Raw genomic sequence first — 23024 nt, forward strand, 5'->3', positions numbered from 1 at the left:
AACGCATCCGCTCAGGCGGGGACCGCCAATTGCCCGACGGGAATGTGGCAACGTATGAAACCATCAGCCGTGCGTTGAAGGGGCGGACGGCTTTGCGCGCATCGAGAGTCGACCTGGCGCGGGCAGCGGCCCGCCAATGGGCATCCCTCCCCGTGTACCGACATGGACTGAGGCATCGCCGGCGGCATCGGCTTATAATCGTCCTTGTGCAGGTCGGGCGCGGCGCGCAGCAGCATTTCCGTATAGGGGTGCCGGGGCGAGCTAAAGAGGGCCTTGGTCCGGCTGACCTGCATGAGCTCGCCGAGATAGAGGACAGCCACCCGGTCGGCCAACTGGCGCACCACGGCCAGGTCATGCGAGATGAACAGCATGGCCACGGCATGCTGTGCCTTCAAGGAGGCCAGCAGTTCGACGATCTTGGCTTGAACGGAGACGTCGAGGGCAGACAGGATCTCGTCGCAGATCAAAAGCTGCGGCTTGACGAGCAGGGCCCGAGCGATCGCCACGCGCTGGCGCTCGCCACCGGACAATTGCTCGGGAAAGCGCTCGAGGTAGTCAGCATGAAGGCCGACGCTTTCCAGGATATCTTCAAGCGTTGCCGTCTCGAATTCGATGCCGAAATGATCCAAAGGGCGTTCGAGAATGGCCCGGACCTTGCGGCGCGGGTTGAGGGAGGCATCCGGATTTTGAAAAATATACTGGATCTGCCGCAATTGCTGGCGTGAGCGCTGGGAAAGCCGCGGTTCCAGCCGTTCGCCKCCCAGGCTGATGGATCCCGACCGGGGCGCCAGACGGCCACTGATGGCGCGCGCGATCGTCGACTTGCCGCTGCCGGATTCACCGACCAGGGCCACGATCTCACCGGCGTTGAGCTCGATCTCGATCTCGCGTGCCGTGACCTTCCCCTCCTGGCCGAGCAAGGTCCTCAGCCAGCCGGATTGAGTGTAGGAGAGCGTCAGATTTTGCAGTGACAGCAAATTGCCAGTGGCATCGGTGTTGCCGATGGGTGTCTTGTCGAGCACCGGCGGCGTCGCGGGCGGCGCAAGTTCTCTCCAGCGCATGCAGGCCACGGCATGGCTGGCGTCAACCTTGTCGAGGGATTGCGGGGTCGAGCGGCAAGCCTCACTGGCGGCATCGCAGCGCGGCTGGAATTTGCAGCCGCCGGGCATTTGATCCCGCCTCAGGACGCCCGTCAGGCCCCTGGCCCCCAGGGTGGCGTGCTGGATTGTCGGAATGGAGGCGATCAGACCGCGTGAATAGGGATGGAGTGGCCGGGACAGCAAGGTTTCGCTGTCGGCGGTCTCGACCAATTGGCCGGCATACATGACGCCGACCCGGTCGGCGATCTGGGCTAGCAGGGCAAGATCATGGGTGACATAGAGCATTGCCATGCCGATCCGGCTTCTGAGCTCCGACAGCAGGCGGATGATCTGGCGCTGGGTCGTGACGTCGAGGCCGGTCGTCGGTTCATCCAGGACGAGAAGATCGGGATTGCAGGCAACCGCCATCGCGATGGTGACGCGCTGCTGCTGCCCGCCGGAGAGTTCGTGCGGGTAGCGCCGGCGGACGTCGCCAAGGCCCACCAACGCAAACAGCTCCCGCAACCTGTCATCCATCGAGACATTGTCCGCAAGGGCTCGATGGGTCGAGATCATCTCGCGGATCTGCGACCCGACGCGCATGCCCGGGCTCAAGGCCGTCGTCGGGTTCTGGGGGACGAAGGCAATCTTTCGCCCGCGCAGCGCGGCCAGCGAAGGCGCGTCGAGTTGCAGCAAGTCGGTTCCCTCGAAAAGGACCTTGCCTGTCTGGACCCTGCTGTTGGGCGCCTGGTAGCCGAGCAGCCGATAGGCCACCGTCGATTTTCCGCAGCCCGATTCACCGACCAGGCCGAAGGCTTCTCCACGTGCGATGTCGAACGAGACCCCTTCGACGATATTCGTCCACCCGGCCGGTCCCGCATAGGCGATGGAAAGATTGTTGACGGCAATCAGCTTCGTCATGGTTCAGGCTCCCATCGCCGGCCGCTGGCCGAGCATGCGCGACAGGCCATCGGTGAACAGGTTGAGGCCGATCACCAGAGAGGCGAGGCCGAGCCCGGGGCCGAATACTGTCGCGGGCGAAGCAATCAGGAGATTGCGGTTTTCGCTGATCATCAGGCCCCATTCCGGGGTCGGCGGCCGGATGCCGAAGCCGAGAAAGCCCAGCGCGCCGATGAGGATGGGCGCATAGCTCAGGCGCAACGAAAACTCGACCAGGAGGATGTTGGCAGCGTTGGGCAGGATTTCGCGCAGCACGATCGACCACAGTCCCTCGCCGCGAAGCTGAGCAACGGCGACATATTCGCGCGTGGCGATTTCCATCGCCGCCGCCCTGGCGATACGGGCAATGCGGGGTGCGTAGACCAGGCCGACCACGAAGACGATCAACAGCGGATTTCCCGCCAGTGCCGGGCCTGCCGCAATGATGACGACCAGGGCCAGGGCCAGGAACGGGATGCTGATCATCGCCTCGACCAGGCGTTGGGAAATCTCGTCGAACCAGCCTCCGACATAGCCCGAAATCAGCCCCAGGATCGTTCCTGCCGTCATGCCCAGTATGGTGCCGCCGCAGGCCAGCAGGAGCACGATGTGGGCGCCATGCATGAACCGGCTGAAGACATCGCGCCCGATCTGGTCGACCCCCATCGGATGCAGCCAGGACATGCCCGACAGGGGCATGCCCGTCGCCATCTGGGCGAAGCCATAGGGCGTCCACAGCGCGCCGATGGCCGCGAACAGCACATGGGCGGCAAGGATCGTCGCGCCGATCCGGAAGGGGCCGGGCGTATCACGCCAGCCCCAGCCGCCGATGCGCAGCCTCTGCCGCCTTTGGCGGCTATCGAGCCTGATGAACGTCATGAACCTGTCCTCAAGCGGGGTTGCAGGAGGGTGGCGCCGAGATCGGCGAGCAGATTGGCCGCGATGTAGACGGCTGCGCTGATCATCACCGTCGCCTTGATCAGCGGGATGTCGCGCAATTGCAGCGCGTCGATCAAAAGCGTGCCGAAGCCGGGATAGGAAAATACGCGCTCCACGATGACCACGCCGCCGATCAGGAAGCCGAGATTGAGCGCGGTGACGTTCAAGGCCGGCACGATCGCATTCGGCAGCGCATGGCGCCAAAGCACGGCGCGAGGCTTGAGGCCCTTCAGTTCTGCCAGGCGCACATAGTCCGAGCGCAGTACCTCGATCAGGCTGTCGCGCAGGACCCGGATCGCATAGACGGCCATCATGATGGCCAGTGTGACCGCAGGCAGAACCATGGCGCGCAACGTGCTCGCCCAGCTGCTGGTCTCGGATATGGTCGACAGGGCCGGCAGGATCGGCAATGCCACTGCGAACACGAAGAGCAGGATGGTTGCCAGCAGGAAATCCGGCAAGGACAGCAGCAGCAGCGTGATGAAGGAGATCACATTGTCGGCGATGCTGCCTCGTCGTGTCGCCTGGACGACGGCGGGAACGATCGCAAGCACGACATAAAAGGTGAATGCCAGCGAGGAAAGCAGCAGCGTGTTGACGATGCGCGGGGCCAAGACGTCCGCGATCGGCCGGCCGGTGGCAAGCGAAGCACCGAGATTGCCGTGCAGAAGATCGGTGAGCCAGGTCAGATATCGGCTCCAGGCCGGTTGATCGAGATGCATTTGCTGGCGCAGTACTTCCAGAGCCTTCTGCGTGGCATCGCGTCCGAGGATGCGCGAGGCGATGTCTCCCGGCAGGGCCTCCAGGATGAGGAAGATCAGTATCGACACCAGCAACAAGGTGAAGATCGACAGGCCGGCCCTGGCAATGACGAGGCGAAGGATCTTCATGGCGCTTCGTTCCCCTGTGTGGTCGAAGCGGGCAGGAAGGCTGCATCGGTGAGAAGGTCGCCCGCCCAGACGTAGAGCAGCACCAAGGGCCTGTCGGCCGACAATGTGGCGTGGGGGAGCCAGGGGGGATGGTGAATGATCTCGCCGGCCTGACGCGAGACCCAGGACGAAGTGCCCGCCTGCCAGAACGAAGGACCGGTCAAGGGATAGTAGACTTCGTCGGCGGGATGATGATGGAGCGGGTAATGGGTCTGGGGGCCCAGGAACATCAAGCCGAAGGCGAGCTGACTGTCGGTCAGCAGGGTGGGGGGACCGTTCTGCGGGCCGCAGATGACGGCATAGCCGTAATTGTCCGCAAAGCTCGGGCTGGGCGGAGCGGCGAGATAGCTGGGACTGCGTGTGACATGGACAATAGGCAGGAGATCGAGGAGGGCGCTTGCCAGCGGCGAAGGATCGCCGTTGGCCGCAAGCTCCGCCTCGCAGGCCGGCTGGATCGGCACGCGCGCGCTCGGGATTTCGCGGACGGCCGTGAGGCTCTGGGCCAGAACCCGCAGACGGCTGGCATGGGAGGAAGCCACCGGATGGTGCGGACTGTCCAGGCCGTCAGCGAAATCTAGCATGAATCTTGTCAGACGATGAAGTGGCATACGCAAAAGGCCCTTCTCAGGAGCACGAGGCTCCTGAGGCTGAATTCGGAAAGAGGTGATGGAAAAGCAGCTAGTCGGCGCAGCTCAGTTCGGCATAGTCGATGCGATTGACATCGACATGGGGCGTGTAGCCGCTGCAGCCCTGGCGAAGCCCGGCCACGGCCGAGGTGAAGATCGGCAAGATCATGCCTCCCTCTTCGGCCACCATGCGCTGGGCGTCGCGATAGAGGGCCGTGCGCTGCTGCGGATCGGAGGTTTGTCCTGCCTTGACGACCAGAGCGTCGAAGTCGGGCCGATGCCAATGCGTCTCGTTCCACTCCGACTTGGTGTTGAGCGAGAGCGTCAGGGCCTCGGCCGGCGGGCGGGCGCTGGTATAGGAGATCACGGCCGGCTTTTTCAGCCAGATCGTATCCCAATAGCCTTCCGCGGGTGAGGTGATGACATTGACCTTGATGCCGGCGGGCTCCGCCATTTGTGCATAGACCTGGGCCAGGAGCAGCATGCCCGGATAGGAATCGGAGGTATAAAGATCGAATTCGATGCCGTTGGGATGGCCGGCCTCCGCAAGCAGGGCCTTGGCCTTTTCGACGTCGGCGGCCTTCGGCGGCGTGACGAGGCCAAAGGGGGAATTCAGCGGGATGGGCGTATCGCCGCCGGTTTCCCCATAGCCCAAGAGCACGGTGTCGAGGATCTTCTGGCGATCCATCACCAGCTTCAGGGCCTGGCGAACACGTGGGTCGTCGAAGGGGGCCGTGTCGGTCCATACCGCAAGATAGAGCGAGGTCGCGCCCGGGGTGGAAACCAGTGAAACGGCGGGATTGTCCTTCAAGGTGATGAGGCTGGCCGGATCGACGGCCAGCGACAGGTCGACCGAACCGGACAGCAGGGCCGAAAGACGCGAGGTCGACTCCAGGCTGGTGGTGATCTGCAGGCATTCGGCCTTGGGCAGGCCCGTGCGCCAATAATGGGGATTGCGCCGCATGACCCGCACCGGCCCGTTGATCGAGAATGTTTCCTGCATGAAGGGGCCGGTGCCGTTGCCCTTGGTCTTCAGTTCCTCGCTTTTGGCGCCGTCCCGCACCATCAGGGCATATTTCGTGGCGATCAGCATCGGCAATTCCACCACCGGCTGCTTGACCTTGAAGCGTACCGTGTGGGCGTCGACCGCCGTAATGCCTTGCGCATCGAGGAAGGCGAGTGTCGAAAACCCACCGGGCGAAACGGCCGGGTCGAGCAGGCGGCGATAGGAATAGACCACGTCGGCCGCGCCGAAATCCGAGCCGTCATGGAACTTGACGCCCTTCCTGAGATGAAAGGTCCACTCGGTGGCATCGGCGTTGGATTCCCATTTCTCGGCAAGGACGGGAACAGCTTCCATCGTCTTGCTGCGATCGACCAGAGGTTCGTAGACCGCTCGTATGTGATAGGCGCTGTCAGTGCCGATCAGCGCAGCAGGATCCATGGTTTGTTTTTCGCCGTCGGATTCATAACCCAGCACACGGACGCATTGGCCCTCGGCAAACGCTGCCGTTGCTGAAAGAATGCTTACGCCAAGCGTAAGCGTGAGGATGGAGTATTTTATGAATTGCTTCTTCACTTGCGTTCCCGTTTTTATCATTTGAGAGAATGTTAGTGAGCTTTGCCGGCCCCTTGCAAACGACAAGAATTCGCGGCTAGATGAATGAGATTCATGTAGCAGAGCCAAACGTGGTCCAGAGAACGCTTCCTCCCCTTTCCACCTTGCGCGTTTTCGAAGCGGCGGCGCGGCTATGCAGTTTCAAGAATGCCGCTTTGGAGCTGAATCTTACGCAATCGGCCATCAGCCACCAGATCGCGTCGCTGGAGCGCAATCTCGGCACGCAGCTCTTCATCAGGAAGCCAGGACGGGTCGAGCTGAGCCAGAAGGGGACGCTGTATCTATCGGTCATCCAGGACGCCCTGGACCGTATCGCCCTGACCACGGATCTCATCCGCGAGGCGCCGGTCAAGGGATCGCTGACCGTACAGGTCTATGTCACGGTCGCCGTGCGCTGGCTTATACCCAGGCTGCATCACTTCAACGAAGTCTCGCCCGAGATTACCGTCAGCCTGGATGCGAGCCTGCTCGATTGGGATTTCAATCCCGATCACGCGGATGTCGGATTGATCTATACACGCACGCCCGAACGGGCCCGGGTCAGCTACACCTTGTTGAGAAAGGAACGGCTCGTCGCCGTCTGTTCGCGAACCATTGCCGAGGCGATCTCATCACCCCAGGATCTGTCGCATTTCCCCTTCCTGTCGATATCCGGCGCGACCGACGATACCGCGATATGGGCCCAGAGCCTCGGCCTGTCCAATCTCCTGCACAAGAGCGCACCGCGCTACGACAGCACCTTGCTCGCAATCGAGGCCGCGATGAACGGCCAAGGCCTGGTGGTGGTTCCCCATTTCCTGGTCGAGGCGGATCTGCGCAGCGGCAATCTGATGATACCCGTGCCAGCCGATGTGATGCAGCCCGGCGGCTGGTATCTTGCGCATCTGCAGAGGCGCAGCAATGAAAGGCCGATCCGGGAGTTTCTGCGCTGGGTGCAATCCCAGTAGATTGCCCTCGATCCGAACGTTTGGGCACGGAGAGGGATCGGCATTTCGACAAATCTGCCGCCACCTGGGTGACGGCAGAGGATTTGTCGAGCGATATGAGCATCGCTCCTGGCGCGATGCAGGGATCGATTCAATTCGGGTCCCGGCGCCATTCCTTCAAGAAGCTTGCGGCCACCGAAATGTCGTGCGTCAGTGAACGATCCTTGTCGAGGAACGCCACTTTCTTGCGGAAGGACTGCTTGAAAGCGGCTGTCGCAGTCGAGAGAGGGCGATCCTGATGTTCGGCCAGTCGCAGGTCCACGGCCTGGGCTGCCTGGATCAATTCGATGCCGAGAATTGTGAAGCTGTTGTCGATCTGCGCGCGCACCCTGCTCACGACCAGGGGGGCATTGGTGCCGACGTCCTCGACACCGCCGGCAATCGGACGCGAGTCGAAGGAGGTGGGCTGCGCCAGTGCCCGGCTTTCGGTGGCGATCGCCATCAGCGGCGCTTCCACCACCAGGAAGGCATGCTGGGCTTCGCCGGCTGCCAGATAACGCGGCAGTTTGGAGTGCTGGGGATTGTTCAGCTTCAAGGTGCGCTCGGAGGAAGCCGTCGCGTGATGGGCCAGGACGATCCCCAGTTCCTCGAAGGAAATGACCCATGGCAGCGGATCGAAATTGGCGGTCGGCAGGACGGCCCCGCCCTCGACATAACCCCGCTTGGCCTGGGGCAGATCCGAAGCCGGACGCACTCCCAGTGCGATGCCCGGATTGTCGTCGGACGAGTTGATCTGAATCTGGAGCAGGGCCTTGGTCCGCGCGATGCTGTCGGTCATGCTGCCGAACAGATAGGGAGCCGTGCGGTAGCTCAGGGGATCCTGGAGGATGCGTTTGTCGTCCTGCTGCCACAGATAGCTTCCCGACAGCAAGGTCCGCAGTTTCTTGGCTTCGCCGATATAGCTGGGGAAGGGTCTCAAGGCGGTGACGTCATCGAGGAGCGGAGAAACATTCCCGTTCAACCCTTCCAGGCTCAGCGCATAGACCATCTCGGAGCTTGCCATCATCTGCTCCGCATCATGGATCGCCAGCGCCCCGAGCCCGGCTGCATAGGCGTTGGAACTGAGGATGGCCAGGCCATCCTTTCCGAAGGGCTTCAGCGGCTCGATCTTGGCAGCCTGCAAGGCCTGCGCTGCGGGCATGCGCTTGCCCTTGTAGTCGACATCGCCCTCACCAAGCATCGCCAATCCGACATGGCTGAGCAGGGTCATGTCTGCTTGCCCGACCGAACCGCGCGAAGGCATGATCGGCGTGATCTGTTCGTTGAGAAAGGCAAGCAGCGTTTCGGCGACGTGCTTTTGTACACCGGGGCCACCGGTAAGGATGTTATTGAGGCGCACGGCCATCGTTGCGCGGACGATATCCAGTTCGGTATCGGGGCCGACGCCGACGGAATGGGCGCGCAGCAGCCCTTCGTTGAAGTGGCGGGATGCCTCCAGGAGTTCGGGCGTCAGTTCACCCTTGGCATCCACCATCTTCCGGTCCTTGTTCCAGCCCACGCCGACCGTCAGACCGTATATTTCCTGCCCTTCCCTGGCGCCCTGCAGCAGAATGTCGAACGCCTTCGACACCTTTTCGAGGCTCTCGGGCGGAACAATGACCTTTTCTCCCTTGGCAACACGGACGATCATCTCGGGCGTCGTATCGCGACCGTTCAAGGTCACATCGGCCAACGCCCCCGACGTCAGCAACAAGTAGCTCCCGGCAATACAAGGCAGCAGCCGATATTTTGACATTTGGCTTCCCTTTTGAATTGAAGGGAACCTTGGAAAGTCCGGGATATCTTTGCAAACGATGAAAAATTACGTGCGCGTGAATCCTTTTCATGTCGCGTTACAATGGTCGGTTGGCACGGTGCAGTTCAGCCGACGAAGGCCGAGACTCGCGATCAAACGGGTGCTGCCAACCGCCTGCACCATGGTGATGTATCGAACTGCGAAATCGGTCCCAGCGATATTGAACCGCCCCTGGTTTGCCGGAGGCCGTTTCGTTTGAGTCACGCTGCCATGGCTGGTTCGCTCAGCATGGCGTAGTAGCGCTCCTCGACTTCAGCCGGCGGGATGTTGCCGATGGGTTCCAGCAGCCGGCGATTGTTGAACCAGTCGACCCAAGTCAGCTTGGCGAACTCGACGGCCTCGAGCTTCGCCAGGGTCCGCGCCTGTGGATGAGCTCCGCTTTATAGAGGCCGTTGATTGTTTCGGCGAGAGCGTTGTCATAGCTGTCGCCGACACTGCCGCCAAAGGGTTCGATGCCAGCCTCGACGAGCCGCTCGGTGTGTCGAATGCTGACATATTGAGAACTCCTGTCGGAATGATGCACGAGGCCGCCGCGGTGTGCGGGCCGTCGCTCGTGCAGGGCCTGCTCCAGTGCGTCGAGCACGAAGCCCGACCAGGTACTGACATAGGTGAAATCCGAGACCCACAGCCTGTTCGGGGCCGGTGCCCGGAAGACCCGGTTCACATGATCGAGCGGGCACGGCGCCGCCTTGTCACCGATCGTGGTGCGCACAGACTTGCCGCGGATCACGCCTTGCAGGCCCGCACTGCGCATCAGGCGCGCCACGGTACAGCGAGCAAGCTGATGCCCTTCTCGCTGCATCTGCCGCCAGACCTTGCGCACGCCATAGACCTGGAAGTTCTCGTCAAAGACCCGCTGGATCTCCGGCAAGAAGGCGGCATCGCGCCTCGCCCGGATCGAGAGCTTGGCCGGATCGCCCCGTCGCGAGGCATGAGCGTGGTAGGTTGACGGGGCGATCGGCAGCACGTTGCAGATCGGCTCGACCCCATAGGCCCTGCGGTGATCGTCGATGAAAGCGATCATGACCGGCGTCGGCGGTCGATCTGCGCCTGGGCAAAATACGCCGACGCCTTATGCAGGATCTCGTTCGCCTGCCGCAACTCCCGGTTCTCGCGTTCGAGGGCCTTGAGCTTGGCCACCATGTCCGTCGTCAGCCCAGACTTGCGACCGCTGTCGACCTCGGCCTTCTTCACCCACTCGTTCAGTGTCTGCGCCGTGCAGCCGATCTTGGCCGAGATCGACATGATCGCCGCCCAACGGGACGGATGCTCGGCTTCGTGATCCAGCACCATCCGCACCGCGCGCGCACGCACCTCAGGCGAGAACTTGTTCGTCGTCTTGCTCATACGGGCTCCACCTTCTCAGGAGTTGGAGCCTTCGGCAAACCCGGCGCGGTTCATTTCGCCAGCGTGGCGACGCCGGCGAGCTGGTCGACGAGTTCCATTGTCACCACGTCTGGCCGTGGTGACGCCGCGGTCGCGGCCGGGTTGGCGACCTGTCGCCACGCTGCATTGTCCACGGCCCGCGCGGTTGAGCCGCCCACCGGCCCGAAGACATCACATATCGAAGGGCCGGCGGGTTTAGCTGTGGGCAATGCCCGGTATGGCCATCATAGGGCCGTTACTGACTGCGATTAGCAGTCGCGAAACAACAAACACAGATCGCGCCCGCGATTACTTTGGCGGATCGGAAAGAGAGCATTGATGCGGCGGATTGGTCGCGGGCGCGTTGCCCGTCGTATTGGCGTCGGAGCGCTTTTGGCGGCCACAGTGCTGCTGGCCTCTGGCGCAGCGTATGAAGCTATCGCACGCCGGGATGCCGCCACGGCGTTCCCGCCGCCCGGCAAGCTGGCCGACATTGGCGGCCGCCGTATCCACATCGATTGCAGGGGCGACGGCTCGCCGACCGTCATCTTGGAGGCTGGCGCGGACACGAGCGGATCAACGCTCTGGTATCCCGTGATGCAAGCCGTCTCGCAGACTACCCGCATTTGTTCCTATGATCGCGCAGGCCTCATGTGGAGCGACCCCGGCCCGCTTCCGCGCGATGGCGAGGCCATCGTCGCCGATCTGCAAAAGGCACTGGCCGCAACGAACGAGCACGGCCCTTATGTCATGGTTGGCGCGTCTCTCGGCGGTCCTCTCGCCATGCTCTACACCAAGCACCACCCGGCCGACGTTGCCGGCGTCGTGCTTGTCGATAGCGCGCACCCCGACCAGATCGCGCGGCTTGAAGACGCCTCCGGCGTTGTGGACGATCCGGCCCCCTTCCTGTTTCGGGCAATCGCGAACGTTGCATGGACGGGCCTGCCCCGGTTGCTCTTGCCTGCACCTGAACTGCCAGAGCTACCCGACCGCGTAGCGGCCGAGGTCGCCGCCTATCAATCGCCGTCGCTGCGCGCCGCGCTTGACGAGGCCGTCGCGATGCCGGCGATCTTCCAGCAGGCCGGCACCTTTCGCGATCTAGGGAGCCGGCCGCTAGCCGTCCTTTCACACGGCAAGCAGTGGCAGGATTACAGTGCCGACCAGCAGGCCGTCGCCGGCATGGGCCGGGAGCAATTTGAACGCCATGAGGCCGCGTGGGCGAAGATGCAGGACGAGCAAACCGCGTGGTCGCGCGACAGCACCCACCAGACCTTGCGCGATTCAAGCCACGTCGTGCAGTTGGAGCGGCCCGACGCGATAATCGCTGCAATTGCCGAAGTCGTCGCGAAAGTGCGACAGGCAGGGCGCGAATGAGCGCACTCTTTAGATATATATGCGCGGTTTATGCCTGCCGTTTGGCCGCGAACTTGTAGAACTTGCTGCGGCTGATTTTCAGTGCCTTGCAAATCTCGGCCGGCGTCCTGTCCGTTTTCGACAAGGCTTGAATCGCCTGCACGGTTTCGTCAGGCACACCCGGCCGACCGCCCACGCGTCCCCTAGGTTCCCGACCAGTTGACGGACGTACAGGCCTGGACCGGGTTTGCTGGTCATTTCACGCACGTGCGCCCGGGCGAGGGTCCCCCGAAGTGTGCCGGTGACCTGCTCCCCTGAAAAGTCCTCGCTTTGAGGTTAGCCTGCTCTCTGACAGAGGAGACGGGCCATGAAACGATCGAGGTTCTCGGACGAACACATCATCGGCATCCTGAAGGAGCATCAGGCGGGATTGTCCGCGCCTGAGCTGTGTCGCAAGCAGGGCATCTCGGATGCGACGTTTTACACTTGTATGGCGCTATGGAGGTGTCGGAGGGCCGGCGGTCCGGCATGAGCAGGTGTGTCGCGAGGGTCGGTGCCAGTGTCACCCGCAGAAGCCCGCGCACGCTCTGGTCGCGCCCGAAGACGCGCGTCTCCAGCTCCTGCGACGACGCTTCCATCTGGATGGCGAGCTCGAGGACCTCCTCGCCCGCAGCCGTCAGGCGGTAGCCCGAAGGCAGCTTTTCGAACATCTGCGCCCCGAGGCGTTCCTCGAGCTGGGCGATGCGTCGCAGCACGGTCGCGTGGTTCACTCCAAGGCGCCCGGCGACGGCCCGCACTGAGCCGCCGCGCGCAGCGGCAAGAAAGTAGCGAACGTCATCCCAGTCGATCATGGTGCATTCCCGCGCCGCCAGCTGCGCCTTCCGAAGCCCACTCTAACAAGCTGAGCTGTAGTGCACGCGAACGCCGCGGCGTTCAATCGGCTGACTGGATCGTTTTTGCACCACCGATGTGCGCGATTCCGCACTCACCGCCAGTCTCCAGCGAACCCATGTTGAGGCTCTCGGGGGACCTCCCCGTACAGCCAAAGACCCGAGACGGTGAACGAGGACTGCACGACATGACAAGATTAAATGGAAAGACTGCCGTCATTACGGGCGGCGCCACCGGTATCGGCCTCGCCGCAGCAAGACGCTTCATCGAGGAGGGCGCCTTTGTCTTCATATTCGGCCGCCGGCAGCAAGCGCTCGACGAGGCTGTGGCCGAGCTTGGGTCCAATGCCCGGGCGGTGAAGGGCTCGGTCTCGAAGGAGGACGACCTCGACCGCCTCTACGCGGCGGTGAAGGCCGAGCGCGGAAGCCTCGATATCGTCTTCGCCAATGCCGGGGCGGGAAGCCCGCTTGAGCTCGGCCAGATCACCGCCGAGCACATTGACGAAACCTTCGACACCAATGTGAAGGGTACGATCTTCACGGTCCAGAAGGCGTTGCCGCTGTTGGGCCCGGGCGGCTCGATCATCCTGACCGGATCGAGCGCCGGCACCACGGGCGCTCCGGGATTCACTGCCTATAGCGCGAGCAAGGCGGCGGTGCGGAACCTCGCGCGGACCTGGGCGGAGGACCTGAAGGGCACCGGCATCCGCGTAAACGTGCTGTCGCCCGGGGCGACGGCGACCGAACTCGCGAAGGAGGCGTTGGGCGAGGAGGGCCAGAAGGCCTACGGCGCAATGACTCCGCTCCAGCGCATGGCCGCTCCAGTGGAGATCGGGGCCGTGGCTGCTTTTCTCGCATCGTCGGACAGCAGCTTCATGACCGCCAGCGAGGTCGCCGTTGACGGCGGCCTGGCGCAACTCTGACCCCTGTGTGGTGCCATGCCTGGCCCATGCACAACGAAGGATAAACATCATGAAAAAACTTGAAGGTAAGGTCGCAGTCATCACGGGCGGGAGCAGCGGGATCGGATTGGCCACGGCCAGGCGCTTCGTGGAAGAAGGCGCACACGTCGTGATCACCGGGCGACGCGAGAAAGAGCTGAAGGAGGCCACTGCCGTCATCAAGGAAAACGTTACGACGGTCGTCGGCGACGTGTCGCGCCTGGACGATCTGGACCGGCTCTATGCCGTCGTGAAGGAGAAACATGGTCAGATCGATATTCTATTTGCAAACGCGGGCGCCGGAACAATCGCTCCGCTCGCGGCGGCGACTGAGGCTCATTTTGACCAGACCTTCGACGTGAACGTGAAGGGGCTGTTCTTTACGGTGCAGAAGGCCCTTCCCCTCTTCCGGGACGGCGGTTCAATTATCCTGACCTCTTCGGTTTCGAACGTGATGGGGTTGCCCGGGTTCAGCGCTTACGCCGCGAGCAAGGCGGCTGTTCGCAACTTCGCGCGCGCTTGGACACTGGAGCTGAAGGATCGCAAGATCCGGGTGAACACGATGAGCCCGGGACCGATCGAGACTCCCGCCCTGGCGACAACGACGGGCCTTACCCCTGAGCAAGCCGAGCAAGCGGCCGCCCAATTTGCCTCGCAGGTCCCCATGGGTCGCAGGGGCCAGCCAGAGGAAGTCGCGGCTGCCGTCACGTTCCTTGCCTCCGATGAGAGTTCTTACATCACCGGCGTGGATCTCGCCGTCGACGGAGGGCTGGCGCAAGTCTGACCCCCGACATCAGACGCGATCGGAGAGACATCATGACCTATGCAATCATCGGCTTCGGCAATATCGGCCAGGCCCTGGCCAGGGCATTTGCCCGAAGTGGGATCGACGTATCCGTCGCAACCACGCGCGACCCAGAGAGCTTTGCATCCGCCGCGGCCGCGATCGGACCCGGGGTCACTCCCAAAAGGCTGGCGGACGCGGTCAAGGCGGACATCATCTTTTTGGCTGTCCGTTTCGAGTCGCATCCGGATGTCGCGAAGGCGCTCCCAACGTGGCAGGGGAAGACCATCGTCGACGTGACCAACGCCTACGGCGTGCCTCCTGATGAACTTGGAGGACAGCCTTCTTCCGGGTTCGTTGCCCAGGCCTTCTCCGGGGCAAGGCTGGTCAAGGGCTTCAACCATCTGATCGCTGCCACCCTCGAGCAGGATCCGGCCGTGCATGGCGGCAGGCGGGTCGTGTTCCTGGCGAGCGACGATGACGCTGCCGCAGCGGAGATTGCTGCGCTCGCGGAAAATCTTGGTTTCTCGCCGATCAAACTTGGCGGGCTGTCGGAAGGTGGGCTGCTCGTCCAGGCACGCGGGAATGGCTGGGGCCATCTGATCTTTAAGGACCTGGTCAAGTTCGACGGATGAACACGACGTGTCAACCGGCAGGGCCACGATGCACGGGGCGGATCGAGCGCGGTCCGATCCAAGCGAAATGGAGAAATTCCCATGAGCATTGAGAAGAACATCCAGACCGTGAGGGACTTCTTCGCCGCAATCGGCCGCGGCGACAGGGAGGCTCTGCTGACGCTGGTCGCCGAAGACATCGAGTGGATCATTCCGGGCGAGCACTGGCCGCTGGCGGGAACGCGCCACGGACACGTCGGGCTGGCGGATTTGCTTGAGACGGCATCCAAGTCGATAGAAACATCCACGGAACCCCGGGAGTTCGTAGCGCAAGGAGACCGGGTCTTCGTTGTCGGCTTCGCGAGGGGAAAGATAAAAGCTACGAACAAGACGTTCGAGGACGACTGGATCTTCGCCATCACGGTTCGGGACGGCAGGCTGACCAACATCCGGGAATATGTCGACACGCAAGCACTGGCCCGGGCCTCGCGGATGGACGCGTCTGGGCCTGCGTAGCGCTGGCCGTCCGCAGCCATCAACTCGGGGCAGACGGTGGATCAGCCGTGGATTGCCCGCCGCCGCCCACCCATCAAATACCTAGCCGTAAGGGAGATTCCGATGTACGACCAATCGAAGCTATCCGAACTGATCCGGTTCGCCCGCATCGATGCGGGTTCCACCGTCATCGACGTTTACCCGGGCGACGGCGACTGGACGCGCCTGTTCTCCGGGGTCGTGGGACCCCAAGGTCGGGTCTACAGCTTCGTGCCGGCCGAAGTCGCCCACTTCAAGAACGATCCGGTCGGCCGCATGCGGACGCTCGCGAAGGAGCCGGGCCGAGAGAACGTCGAAGCCATATCGGCGGACCTCGTGGCAATGCCAGAGGTCACCCCGCCCGCGAATGTCCTGTGGCTGCACCTGTTCTACCACGATCTCCACACCGCTCTCATCCAGGCCAGAGGCGCGACCGCATCCGACTTCAATCGGGCCGTCTACGAGCGGCTTAAGCCGGGTGGGTACTACGTCATCGTCGACCACGCCGCCGCAGCGGGGACGGGTACGAGCAACACCCAAGCGCTGCATCGGATCGACCCTGCGTCCGTCCGCAAGGAGGTGGAGGCGGCCGGCTTCGTATTGGACGCGCAAAGCTCCATCCTCGCGAACAAGGACGACTCGCACTCGATCAAGGTTTTCGATCCCTCGATCAAAGGTGAGACTGATCGCTTCGCCTTTCGATTCTTGAAGATCTGACTCTGACCAAATCCCCTACGACGAGGTCGGCTCTCTTATGGGAGGCGGCGTTAACAAGCGCGATGACCGAATGTGGGTCGATTTCGGAACGACAGCTGACCGCAAAAGTTGGTTGAAACCGGATCGTCCGCTGTCGACCCCGCATTCGACTGTCCGGAACGCGCCCCGTCTCAGCCATTCGACACGTTGGTCGTAACCCCTGAAAGCCGCTGCGCGATTAGTCGCCTAAGCTTTTGCTCGTCCGTCCAGCCACGCAGCGAGGCCGTCCAGCGTCTGCAGTCCGTATTCCACCGCGCCGAAGCCGATGACCACCTGACGCCGTTCGCGGCTGGGGTGGAGCTGGCGCATGGTCAGCACCGTCTTGCCATCGGCCTGTTCGTCGAAGGTCACCGTGACGCGGAAACGGTTAGGGTCGTCCGGGTCGGGCGTGCCATGGTCCATCACGATCCGCTCGTTCGGCACGATTTCCAGGAAACGCATGAGGTTGGGGAAGCGCTGCTCCTTGCCCTCGAACATGCCAACCATATCGAAACGCCAGAACCCGCCCTCGCGGATATCGGCTTCGTGGGTCTCGATATTGAGGGCGGTCGGGCCGAACCATTGGGTGAGTGCCTTGGGATCCATCCAAGCGGCAAAGACCTTGGCGCGCGGGTAGCTCAGCAGCTTGACCAGCACGATCTCGCGATCAAGCGACCAGGTCTCAAACTGGCTTGCCATGTCTTTCCTCGTCCTCTTCCGTCTTGTCCAGATAGACTTCCAGTCGGTCCAGCCGTTCGGCCCAGCGCTGGCGCTCCGCTTCCATCCAGTTCGCCGCCTCGTCGAAACGCGGCCGCACCAGCCGGCACCAGCGGCTGCGCCCGCGCTTTTCGCTAGCGATCAGTCCGCAATCTTCCAGCACCCTGAGATGCTGGGCGAACGAGGGCAGCGCCATGTCGAACGGCTCGGCCAGGACGCTGACCGGCACCTCACCCTCGGCAAGCCGCGACACCACCGCGCGGCGGGTCGGATCGCTGAGAGCATGAAAGGCAAGGTCGAGGGGGGTCGAATGATAGGGCATGTGCATCCGTAAAATGGTCGCGGGCACCGGTCAATGACAAAAAGGCACTTGCCTTAGTGTCTTTGTTCGAACATAAAGGCATCTGCCTTAGTATTTGGCCCGTGCAGGGCGAGTATGCAACCACACGCAAGGAGGCCCCGGTGGTAGTTCGTGTCGATTTCAACATCTCACTGGATGGTTTCGCGACAACGACGGACCAGACGCCCGAGCAACCGATGGGCGCCGACTGGATGCGCCTCGTCGGCGCATATATCGCGACAAGGACGATGCGTGAGCGCGTGTTCAAGGACACCAGCGGTGAAGGTACGACCGGCGTCGACGACAGATATGCCAGGGCGTATTTCGACAATATAGGTGCGGAGATCATGGGCGCCGGCATGTTCGGGCTGCACAGCTTCCCCGATGACCCGAACTGGAAGGGGTGGTGGGGCGACGAGCCACCGTTCCGCGTCCCAGTCTTCGTCCTGACCCACAGGAAGCTGCCCTCGATCGAAATGGCCGGCGGCACGGTATTCCATTTCCTCGACGCCACTCCGGTCGAGGCGCTCCGGCAGGCTGTTGCCGTCGCGGGTGGAAAGGACGTGCGGGTTGGCGGCGGAGCCAGCACCACCCGCGATTTCCTCAAGACGGGGCTCGTCGACCGTCTCCACGTCGCCATCGTCCCGATCCTGCTGGGACGCGGCATCCGCCTGTGGGACGACCTGCGAGGCTTCGAACTTGGCTACACGGCAGAGTCAGAAACGGCAGAGAGCGGCACCATTCACCTGACATTCCGGCGCTAAGCGCTGGCGCATGGACAGCATAATCATGGACTGCCCATAGGCGTCCATGATGTCGGTTTTTCGAACAGTCAGCACCGGTGGCGCCAGTCCGCTTCTGGGTCGGCATTCGACTGTCCGCAATGCGCCCCATGTCAGCCGTTGAAGGCGCGCGAGGTCGCTTCCGAAAGCCGCCGTCATTTAGATTATGTCATTCAGATTATCGCTCTCGAAGAGACCGCGATCGAACCAGCTGTCCTGGCGCAAGGTCGATGATCTGCAACTCACATCCGGTGCGCCGTAATATAGAGGATCGGGAGACCGCTCGAGCCGGGAGCTACCCAGCTCGCACGAACGGTCTGACTGCCAGTGGCGTTGGCGCGAACTGCATCCTTGTCGCCAGCCCGGTTCACCAGGATTATTTTCAATTCCGGGAATATTCTGTCGAAATTTCTGAAATGATTTGGACGGAGATGCAGATTGATTTTCAGTAATTGATCGACTCGTGATGAAGACACCTGGCGCTGAAAACTAAAGGTTGACAATAAGACTCAAGGCTCGTATTTTTTGATATCGATATTTTCTTGCCGAGTTTTGATTTTACGCGGTTGGCCCCGCGTTCTGAACGAACCTCCCTTTAAAGCATCGTTATCACCATCCGTGGCTCTCAAACGCTGCGATCATCAATCTTGCTATGAAGGGGTTTTTCATGACCACTGGCACAGTCAAATGGTTTAATTCCACTAAAGGTTTCGGCTTCATTCAGCCTGACAGCGCCGGTCCAGATGCTTTTGTCCACATCTCGGCTGTCGAGCGCGCTGGCATGCGCGAAATCGTCGAAGGCCAGAAAATCCGCTACGATCTGGAGCGCGACAATAAGTCGGGCAAGATGTCGGCCTGCAATCTGCAGGCGGCCTAATCGATCCGGGATCTGCTTTCGCTTGACCACGGATGTACTGGCACTGCCGAAAGCATGAGACCAAGTGAGGTCAGGCAATTTGCCTGACCTTTTTTGTTGCGGCTCTCCTGGAGAGCACCCATCACGAGGATAGAGATGATCGGGGACTACACCAAACCGCGTCAACAAGCCGAGGTTGCCTTCGGCAAAACACAGTCGCAGTTCTTCGCGCGCGGGCGCGCTTTCGAGGAGCTCGATTCGATAACGGTTGCCCGGGATGAAAAAATCCTGAGGCTGCGGGAAGCACGTCTTGCCAGGCAATTGCAGGACGGCATCGAATTGGTTGCCAAGCCAGCCTCGAAACGAACCAGAAAGTCCTGACTTCGGTCAGCAACGCAGTTCAATTGGAATAGAGATTTGAAAAACATCAGAAACGACGAATTTTCTGACCGTCGCAGCAGGGCTATCGACGCAAAAGCAGCTCTCCTGCAGGGCTATCGCGCCGCCAAGGAGGCTGCCGCGCCAAGCCGTGAGACCAGGCAGGCCGAACGAATTGCGATCGCCGAAGCCCGCGAGTTGCGACGCGTCGAACGCGAGCAGATCAAGCTCGCCGAACAAGCCCGACTCGAAGCCGAGATTGCGCAGCGCAGTGCGATAGCTATGGCGGCCGCGAGCGCTGAGGCAGACGCTCGCGAACTGGCTGCCAAGACGCGCATCTCCCGTGTCATCGAGGACGAAGCAGCCCGTAAGGCTGAACGGGACCGCCGTTACGCCAACCGCAAAGCCCGCCAGATCTGAGGGACTCGAACCTAGCGTAGCGGATCGAGATTGTCCGGGCTTGGGCTTGAGACCATCGCATTTTCTGGATCGGATTATCTGGGATCGTAGTTCAACCTGGACTCATATTCTACGAGCCTTCACGCCCCTTCGGCCGCTGTTCGCAAGGCGATCCTGGCAGCGCGCATTTCGTGGAAACGTTCATGGGCGCGGCCAGTCACGCTCTTTATTGCGGCGCCCGTGCCTGACTTCGGCACCGTTGAGCCGATCATCAGGCTTTTGATCCAGCAGATTCACGACATCATGTTGCGCGACCTGCCTGACAAGGCATCTTGGCAGGCAACCGAAAGTCTCGTTTTGGCAACTTGCCGTTCAAGCCCAAGCGGTTCGATCCTTTCAATCGAGGCCGCGCCTCGGAGGTACGATCTGCGACTGGAATATCTCGAACTCGATCTGCGTTCGGATCTGCTCCGCGCTGCCGCGCACGACCACGAAGTGTTCCTTGTCGAAGTATATCGTCGAAGTGTCGCCGTCGTTGCCTTCGACATAGCAGATGCGGCTCACGTTCACTTCGATCAGATGTAGATCATAGCTTCTCTCGAACCTGCAGAATACGGGGATCTTTGCCGCCACCGCTTCAAGGCGATCAGGCGTTTCTGGCGATCCATGCATTTCAACCACCCCACACAAAAACGAGCGCAATGATGGCTCTTCCAAGGCGGAAATGTAGTGAGGCCCGCGCGCAAGTCCAGAATGCCGCAGCGGCAGTTCGTCAAAAAAATGCCCGCCACGCACAAGAGGAATAGCGAGCGGGCAAGGGTCGGAACTGTCGATCTCTCCGGGACGAGAGGACAGCCAAACCGCCAGCACTCGCCAGGAATACCTCGATGTCACGTTGGCTCAGCGTGGAGCACGGATACAACCGAGCTGCATGCTGGATAATAGGGGGCGGGAACGGCCGGCATAGGAAATGGTCGTCATCCCCGACCTCACACCGACCAAACTCTTACATGACATTGCCCCTCGAGCCTTGGGCAAAAAAATTGAGGCGACAGGCCGAAGAGGGATCATCGGCCCGGAGATTTCCATGCGTTACAGTCTCGGCAAAACGAACTCGACGCGCCGGTTCAACGCGCGCCCATCCGGGTTGTCCGTGCCATTATCCAGCGTATTGGCAGCGATCGGGCGGCTGTCGCCGAAAGCCTTTGCCGACAATCTTGCCTTCTCTACTCCATGTTTCACGAGCCATTTCGCGACGGCGTTCGCCCGCTGGAGAGACAGGCCCTGATTATATCGGGCCGAGCCTTTGGAATCGGTGTGGCCCTCGACAACGACTATGCCGGTGGGAATGGATGCAATCAGGCGGGCGATATCGGCAAGCGTCGGTTCGGCGGCCGGCTGTATGGTGGCCTTGTCGAAATCGAACAGGATATCGCCTTTCATGGAAACTGTGACGGTTTTCTCCTCTTGCCGCACAGCAAGACCGCTGTGTTGAGCGGCGAGCCTGTCGGCTTTCGCAGACAGATCCAACACAGCATTATTGAGATCGGACGGCAGGCCCTTGAGATCGGACGGCACGCCCTGGAGATCCAGAATCGTAGCCTTGAGATCACGGATATCACGCTTGTACGAGGGATCTTCCGCGGAAGAGTTGCTTGTGCCAGCCACCATCATGCCCAGCACGAGAGCATACTTGCTTAGGCCGCCCATCGTTATCGATCAGTGAGCTTGATTGCGTCGAGCGTCTCGACACCTGGGATCGTCAACGACACTTCGGTGATGTCTTTTGGTGGAGCAGGAAACCGGCCGTGCCAGGAGCCTGCGATCAGAGAATCCTTGCTGGTTTTGATGATCAGATTGGGATTTGTCAGTGGCTGGTCATTGTTGTCTGTCAGCAGCAGATGCTTCTTGTTCCCGGCAAGAACATAGAAGCTGTTCTCATAGGCGTCCCGGCTGATCGAATCATAGATCCGCTCCAGCTTGTCCGCCACGAGAGGCTTGAAGCGCAGCTTGATCGTCAGGATGTCGCCGTGCCGGACTGCCTCGATCACCTGAGCTTCGGCGGCCCCGCCATTGGTCAAACCCGTGGCCAGGGGTGCGGTCGAAGCAGCCTCGATTTGTGTTTGGGCAGATGCCGTTTGAGCCAATCCAATCACCGCTAGGAAGGTAGCAAGTGTAAAGATTTTTGTAGCAGCTCTGGTCACTTTCACGACAATATTCCTCCGTTCTTCAAAGCTTATGGCTATTCATTCGAATCACGAATCGTATACTCGATAGCTTACTCACGTGCGAGAAATTTTGCGACTTCCTAGAACTCACACGTTTGTCCCTGCTCTGATCGCACCCTACCCGTCTCTAATTGCAGTGACGTGGAATCATCGAAATTTCTGGCTCGGAGTACCTGCGATCAACGCTAGTCGGGAAGGGCAGATGCACCGGATTGAGCCGTATTTTCCTCTTTCGCACGGGGTGTCTCGCATCGATGATCGTCGGATCATCAAAGGTGCCGCGTTCATGCTCGACGCCTTACCCCGGGCCAAGGCCCTGCTTGGTGACAGAGGCTAGGATGCCGACTGGTTCCGCGCAGCGCTCGCGGAGCGCAAGATTGCCGCTTGCATCCCGTCAAAGATAAATCGGAAGATGCCGATCCCGCACAACACCGCGCTCTACCGCCAGCGCCACAAGATTGAGATTATGTTCGGCAAACTCAAGGACTGGCGCCGCATCCACACCCGTTATGATCGCTGCGCGCTTACATTCTTGTCCGCCATCTGCATCGCGGCAACGGTCACCTGCCGGCTCAATCAATGAGGCCTGAGCCTAAAGCCTGTTGCGTGTGAGTTCTCGTTGAAGCGCGACTTGCAAGCAGGCGAAAGATAGCGCGTTCATCGGCGGGCTGCCATCAGCTCGCGGCGGAAGACCTCGGCCGGGGTTTGGAAGCCCAGGCATTTGCGGGGCGTAAGGTTGGACCAGCCTCGCTTATGCGGGGTAGTTTAATTGCGTCCGGAAAACTAAAATCGCCGATGAGAGCGTATCGGGCGGAGCAGTTCTTGTTCCCGCCCTAGCTTGGCGGCGATGTGTCCGGCGAGCTGGTCGAGGGCCGAGCTCATCGCCTCGACCTGGGCGGGGGCTCCGGTATCGGCCGGGGGCACGGCGATGCTGGCCTGGGCGGCGGCACCACGCCCGCCGTTGCGGTAATGCAGCCGCCATTGTGCCTGCAGCATGACCACGCCCTCGGCATTGGTATCGAAGCGGCTCACCGAAAGTTCGAGGCTGGCCGCTTCCTTGCCCGACACGGTCTGGCTGGTGGTCACCAGCGAGCCGGCGGGCAGGCGCCGGCGCAAATTCTCGGCGAGCACGCGCTGCACCATGGAGCCCATCGGCTCGCCCCAGCGTTCGAACTCGGAGACGCCGAGCTGGACGTC

Annotated in this window: 24 protein-coding genes, 4 pseudogenes and 1 other annotated feature; of the genes and pseudogenes, 13 read left to right on the forward strand and 15 right to left on the reverse strand. The window is 61.5% G+C overall.

Annotated elements, in window-relative coordinates:
• Window positions 1-11: 11 nt before the first annotated feature.
• From AB4037_RS31945 to AB4037_RS31965, 5 genes are all read right to left on the reverse strand, one after another.
• Window positions 12-2000, reverse strand: a complete 1989-nt coding sequence (locus tag AB4037_RS31945) for a dipeptide ABC transporter ATP-binding protein (RefSeq protein ID WP_441774282.1) — start codon at window positions 1998-2000, stop codon at window positions 12-14.
• A gap of 3 nt (window positions 2001-2003) precedes the next feature.
• On the reverse strand, window positions 2004-2897 hold the full coding sequence (locus tag AB4037_RS31950; RefSeq protein WP_434961206.1) for an ABC transporter permease: 894 nt from the start codon (window positions 2895-2897) through the stop codon (window positions 2004-2006).
• On the reverse strand, window positions 2894-3847 hold the full coding sequence (locus tag AB4037_RS31955; protein WP_441774283.1) for an ABC transporter permease: 954 nt from the start codon (window positions 3845-3847) through the stop codon (window positions 2894-2896). The genes AB4037_RS31950 and AB4037_RS31955 overlap by 4 nt, the downstream gene beginning before the upstream one ends.
• On the reverse strand, window positions 3844-4467 hold the full coding sequence (locus AB4037_RS31960; RefSeq protein ID WP_441774284.1) for a dimethylsulfonioproprionate lyase family protein: 624 nt from the start codon (window positions 4465-4467) through the stop codon (window positions 3844-3846). The genes AB4037_RS31955 and AB4037_RS31960 overlap by 4 nt, the downstream gene beginning before the upstream one ends.
• A 97-nt stretch (window positions 4468-4564) precedes the next feature.
• On the reverse strand, window positions 4565-5956 hold the full coding sequence (locus AB4037_RS31965) for an ABC transporter substrate-binding protein (protein WP_441774285.1): 1392 nt from the start codon (window positions 5954-5956) through the stop codon (window positions 4565-4567).
• Between the two features lie 245 nt (window positions 5957-6201).
• Between AB4037_RS31965 and AB4037_RS31970 the strand changes: the two genes are divergently transcribed.
• Window positions 6202-7077, forward strand: a complete 876-nt coding sequence (locus AB4037_RS31970) for a LysR substrate-binding domain-containing protein (protein ID WP_441774286.1) — start codon at window positions 6202-6204, stop codon at window positions 7075-7077.
• Between the two features lie 130 nt (window positions 7078-7207).
• Here the strand turns inward: AB4037_RS31970 and AB4037_RS31975 are convergent, their stop codons facing one another.
• The 3 genes and pseudogenes from AB4037_RS31975 to AB4037_RS31985 form a co-directional block, all read right to left on the reverse strand.
• Window positions 7208-8806, reverse strand: coding sequence for an HAL/PAL/TAL family ammonia-lyase (locus AB4037_RS31975; RefSeq protein ID WP_441774287.1), 1599 nt, complete (start codon window positions 8804-8806; stop codon window positions 7208-7210).
• Between the two features lie 305 nt (window positions 8807-9111).
• A pseudogene (locus tag AB4037_RS31980) lies at window positions 9112-10258 on the reverse strand (IS3 family transposase).
• Window positions 9861-9977, reverse strand: a sequence feature (AL1L pseudoknot). (Overlaps the previous pseudogene by 117 nt.)
• A gap of 50 nt (window positions 10259-10308) precedes the next feature.
• Window positions 10309-10431, reverse strand: coding sequence for a hypothetical protein (locus AB4037_RS31985; RefSeq protein WP_441774288.1), 123 nt, complete (start codon window positions 10429-10431; stop codon window positions 10309-10311).
• Between the two features lie 184 nt (window positions 10432-10615).
• On the opposite strand from AB4037_RS31985, the gene AB4037_RS31990 reads away from it, so the two are divergent.
• Window positions 10616-11650 carry an alpha/beta fold hydrolase gene (locus tag AB4037_RS31990; RefSeq protein WP_441774289.1) on the forward strand — a complete coding sequence of 345 codons (1035 nt, stop codon included), beginning with the start codon at window positions 10616-10618 and terminating at the stop codon, window positions 11648-11650.
• 346 nt (window positions 11651-11996) lie between these two features.
• Window positions 11997-12151: pseudogene (locus AB4037_RS31995) on the forward strand (transposase); the annotation flags it as partial.
• Here AB4037_RS31995 and AB4037_RS32000 read toward each other — a convergent pair.
• Window positions 12151-12480, reverse strand: a pseudogene (locus AB4037_RS32000) (LysR family transcriptional regulator); the annotation flags it as partial. The pseudogenes AB4037_RS31995 and AB4037_RS32000 overlap by 1 nt on opposite strands.
• Before the next feature lie 227 nt (window positions 12481-12707).
• On the opposite strand from AB4037_RS32000, the gene AB4037_RS32005 reads away from it, so the two are divergent.
• The 5 genes from AB4037_RS32005 (at window position 12708) to AB4037_RS32025 (ending at window position 16109) form a co-directional block, all read left to right on the forward strand.
• Window positions 12708-13442 (forward strand): SDR family NAD(P)-dependent oxidoreductase, encoded by a 735-nt coding sequence (locus AB4037_RS32005; protein ID WP_441774290.1) that lies wholly within the window; start codon window positions 12708-12710, stop codon window positions 13440-13442.
• 49 nt (window positions 13443-13491) lie between these two features.
• A complete protein-coding gene (locus tag AB4037_RS32010) occupies window positions 13492-14244 on the forward strand; it encodes an SDR family NAD(P)-dependent oxidoreductase (protein ID WP_441774291.1) in 753 nt (250 codons plus the stop codon).
• A 32-nt stretch (window positions 14245-14276) separates the two neighbouring features.
• Window positions 14277-14879 (forward strand): NADPH-dependent F420 reductase, encoded by a 603-nt coding sequence (locus AB4037_RS32015; protein ID WP_441774292.1) that lies wholly within the window; start codon window positions 14277-14279, stop codon window positions 14877-14879.
• A gap of 81 nt (window positions 14880-14960) precedes the next feature.
• A complete protein-coding gene (locus AB4037_RS32020; protein WP_441774293.1) occupies window positions 14961-15374 on the forward strand; it encodes a nuclear transport factor 2 family protein in 414 nt (137 codons plus the stop codon).
• A 102-nt stretch (window positions 15375-15476) separates the two neighbouring features.
• Window positions 15477-16109: a class I SAM-dependent methyltransferase gene (locus AB4037_RS32025; protein WP_441774294.1), complete on the forward strand. Its 633-nt coding sequence runs from the start codon at window positions 15477-15479 to the stop codon at window positions 16107-16109.
• A gap of 225 nt (window positions 16110-16334) precedes the next feature.
• Here the strand turns inward: AB4037_RS32025 and AB4037_RS32030 are convergent, their stop codons facing one another.
• On the reverse strand, window positions 16335-16826 hold the full coding sequence (locus AB4037_RS32030) for an SRPBCC family protein (protein WP_441774295.1): 492 nt from the start codon (window positions 16824-16826) through the stop codon (window positions 16335-16337).
• Window positions 16810-17166 carry an ArsR/SmtB family transcription factor gene (locus tag AB4037_RS32035; protein ID WP_434961192.1) on the reverse strand — a complete coding sequence of 119 codons (357 nt, stop codon included), beginning with the start codon at window positions 17164-17166 and terminating at the stop codon, window positions 16810-16812. Before AB4037_RS32035 ends, AB4037_RS32030 begins: the two co-directional genes overlap by 17 nt.
• A gap of 140 nt (window positions 17167-17306) precedes the next feature.
• Between AB4037_RS32035 and AB4037_RS32040 the strand changes: the two genes are divergently transcribed.
• The 4 genes from AB4037_RS32040 to AB4037_RS32055 all read left to right on the forward strand — a co-directional run bounded on the left by AB4037_RS32040 (window position 17307) and on the right by AB4037_RS32055 (window position 19620).
• On the forward strand, window positions 17307-17948 hold the full coding sequence (locus AB4037_RS32040) for a dihydrofolate reductase family protein (protein ID WP_441774296.1): 642 nt from the start codon (window positions 17307-17309) through the stop codon (window positions 17946-17948).
• Window positions 17949-18633: 685 nt separating this feature from the next.
• Window positions 18634-18843 (forward strand): cold-shock protein, encoded by a 210-nt coding sequence (locus tag AB4037_RS32045; protein ID WP_434961190.1) that lies wholly within the window; start codon window positions 18634-18636, stop codon window positions 18841-18843.
• A 135-nt stretch (window positions 18844-18978) separates the two neighbouring features.
• Window positions 18979-19203 (forward strand): hypothetical protein, encoded by a 225-nt coding sequence (locus AB4037_RS32050; protein WP_434961189.1) that lies wholly within the window; start codon window positions 18979-18981, stop codon window positions 19201-19203.
• A gap of 36 nt (window positions 19204-19239) precedes the next feature.
• Window positions 19240-19620: a DUF6481 family protein gene (locus AB4037_RS32055; protein ID WP_441774297.1), complete on the forward strand. Its 381-nt coding sequence runs from the start codon at window positions 19240-19242 to the stop codon at window positions 19618-19620.
• A gap of 375 nt (window positions 19621-19995) precedes the next feature.
• Here AB4037_RS32055 and AB4037_RS32060 read toward each other — a convergent pair whose 3' ends face one another.
• The 3 genes from AB4037_RS32060 to AB4037_RS32070 form a co-directional block, all read right to left on the reverse strand.
• Window positions 19996-20469, reverse strand: coding sequence for a hypothetical protein (locus AB4037_RS32060; RefSeq protein WP_441774298.1), 474 nt, complete (start codon window positions 20467-20469; stop codon window positions 19996-19998).
• 222 nt (window positions 20470-20691) lie between these two features.
• Entirely contained in the window at window positions 20692-21309 is a 618-nt protein-coding gene (locus AB4037_RS32065; RefSeq protein WP_441774299.1) for an OmpA family protein, read from the reverse strand.
• A gap of 2 nt (window positions 21310-21311) precedes the next feature.
• Window positions 21312-21809 carry a hypothetical protein gene (locus AB4037_RS32070; RefSeq protein ID WP_441774300.1) on the reverse strand — a complete coding sequence of 166 codons (498 nt, stop codon included), beginning with the start codon at window positions 21807-21809 and terminating at the stop codon, window positions 21312-21314.
• A gap of 376 nt (window positions 21810-22185) precedes the next feature.
• Here AB4037_RS32070 and AB4037_RS32075 point away from each other — a divergent pair.
• Window positions 22186-22410: pseudogene (locus tag AB4037_RS32075) on the forward strand (transposase); the annotation flags it as partial.
• A gap of 200 nt (window positions 22411-22610) precedes the next feature.
• On the opposite strand, the gene AB4037_RS32080 reads toward AB4037_RS32075, so the two are convergent.
• On the reverse strand, window positions 22611-23024 hold a 414-nt coding region (locus AB4037_RS32080), incomplete at its 5' end, for a PqiC family protein (protein WP_441774301.1).

This window comes from Labrys sp. KB_33_2 (genome assembly GCF_052114505.1).
Taxonomy (GTDB): domain Bacteria; phylum Pseudomonadota; class Alphaproteobacteria; order Rhizobiales; family Labraceae; genus Labrys.

Bases quoted from the DNA above. Each gene is read 5' to 3' on its own strand.
- AB4037_RS32065 (WP_441774299.1), bottom strand. From the start codon at position 21,309: ATGGGCGGCCTAAGCAAGTATGCTCTCGTGCTGGGCATGATGGTGGCT.
- AB4037_RS32050 (WP_434961189.1), top strand. From the start codon at position 18,979: ATGATCGGGGACTACACCAAACCGCGTCAACAAGCCGAGGTTGCCTTC.
- AB4037_RS32010 (WP_441774291.1), top strand. From the start codon at position 13,492: ATGAAAAAACTTGAAGGTAAGGTCGCAGTCATCACGGGCGGGAGCAGC.
- AB4037_RS32015 (WP_441774292.1), top strand. From the start codon at position 14,277: ATGACCTATGCAATCATCGGCTTCGGCAATATCGGCCAGGCCCTGGCC.
- AB4037_RS32035 (WP_434961192.1), bottom strand. From the start codon at position 17,166: ATGCCCTATCATTCGACCCCCCTCGACCTTGCCTTTCATGCTCTCAGC.
- AB4037_RS31965 (WP_441774285.1), bottom strand. From the start codon at position 5,956: ATGGATCCTGCTGCGCTGATCGGCACTGACAGCGCCTATCACATACGA.
- AB4037_RS32045 (WP_434961190.1), top strand. From the start codon at position 18,634: ATGACCACTGGCACAGTCAAATGGTTTAATTCCACTAAAGGTTTCGGC.
- AB4037_RS31960 (WP_441774284.1), bottom strand. From the start codon at position 4,467: ATGCTAGATTTCGCTGACGGCCTGGACAGTCCGCACCATCCGGTGGCT.
- AB4037_RS31990 (WP_441774289.1), top strand. From the start codon at position 10,616: ATGCGGCGGATTGGTCGCGGGCGCGTTGCCCGTCGTATTGGCGTCGGA.
- AB4037_RS31950 (WP_434961206.1), bottom strand. From the start codon at position 2,897: ATGACGTTCATCAGGCTCGATAGCCGCCAAAGGCGGCAGAGGCTGCGC.
- AB4037_RS32025 (WP_441774294.1), top strand. From the start codon at position 15,477: ATGTACGACCAATCGAAGCTATCCGAACTGATCCGGTTCGCCCGCATC.
- AB4037_RS32005 (WP_441774290.1), top strand. From the start codon at position 12,708: ATGACAAGATTAAATGGAAAGACTGCCGTCATTACGGGCGGCGCCACC.
- AB4037_RS31955 (WP_441774283.1), bottom strand. From the start codon at position 3,847: ATGAAGATCCTTCGCCTCGTCATTGCCAGGGCCGGCCTGTCGATCTTC.
- AB4037_RS32020 (WP_441774293.1), top strand. From the start codon at position 14,961: ATGAGCATTGAGAAGAACATCCAGACCGTGAGGGACTTCTTCGCCGCA.
- AB4037_RS32030 (WP_441774295.1), bottom strand. From the start codon at position 16,826: ATGGCAAGCCAGTTTGAGACCTGGTCGCTTGATCGCGAGATCGTGCTG.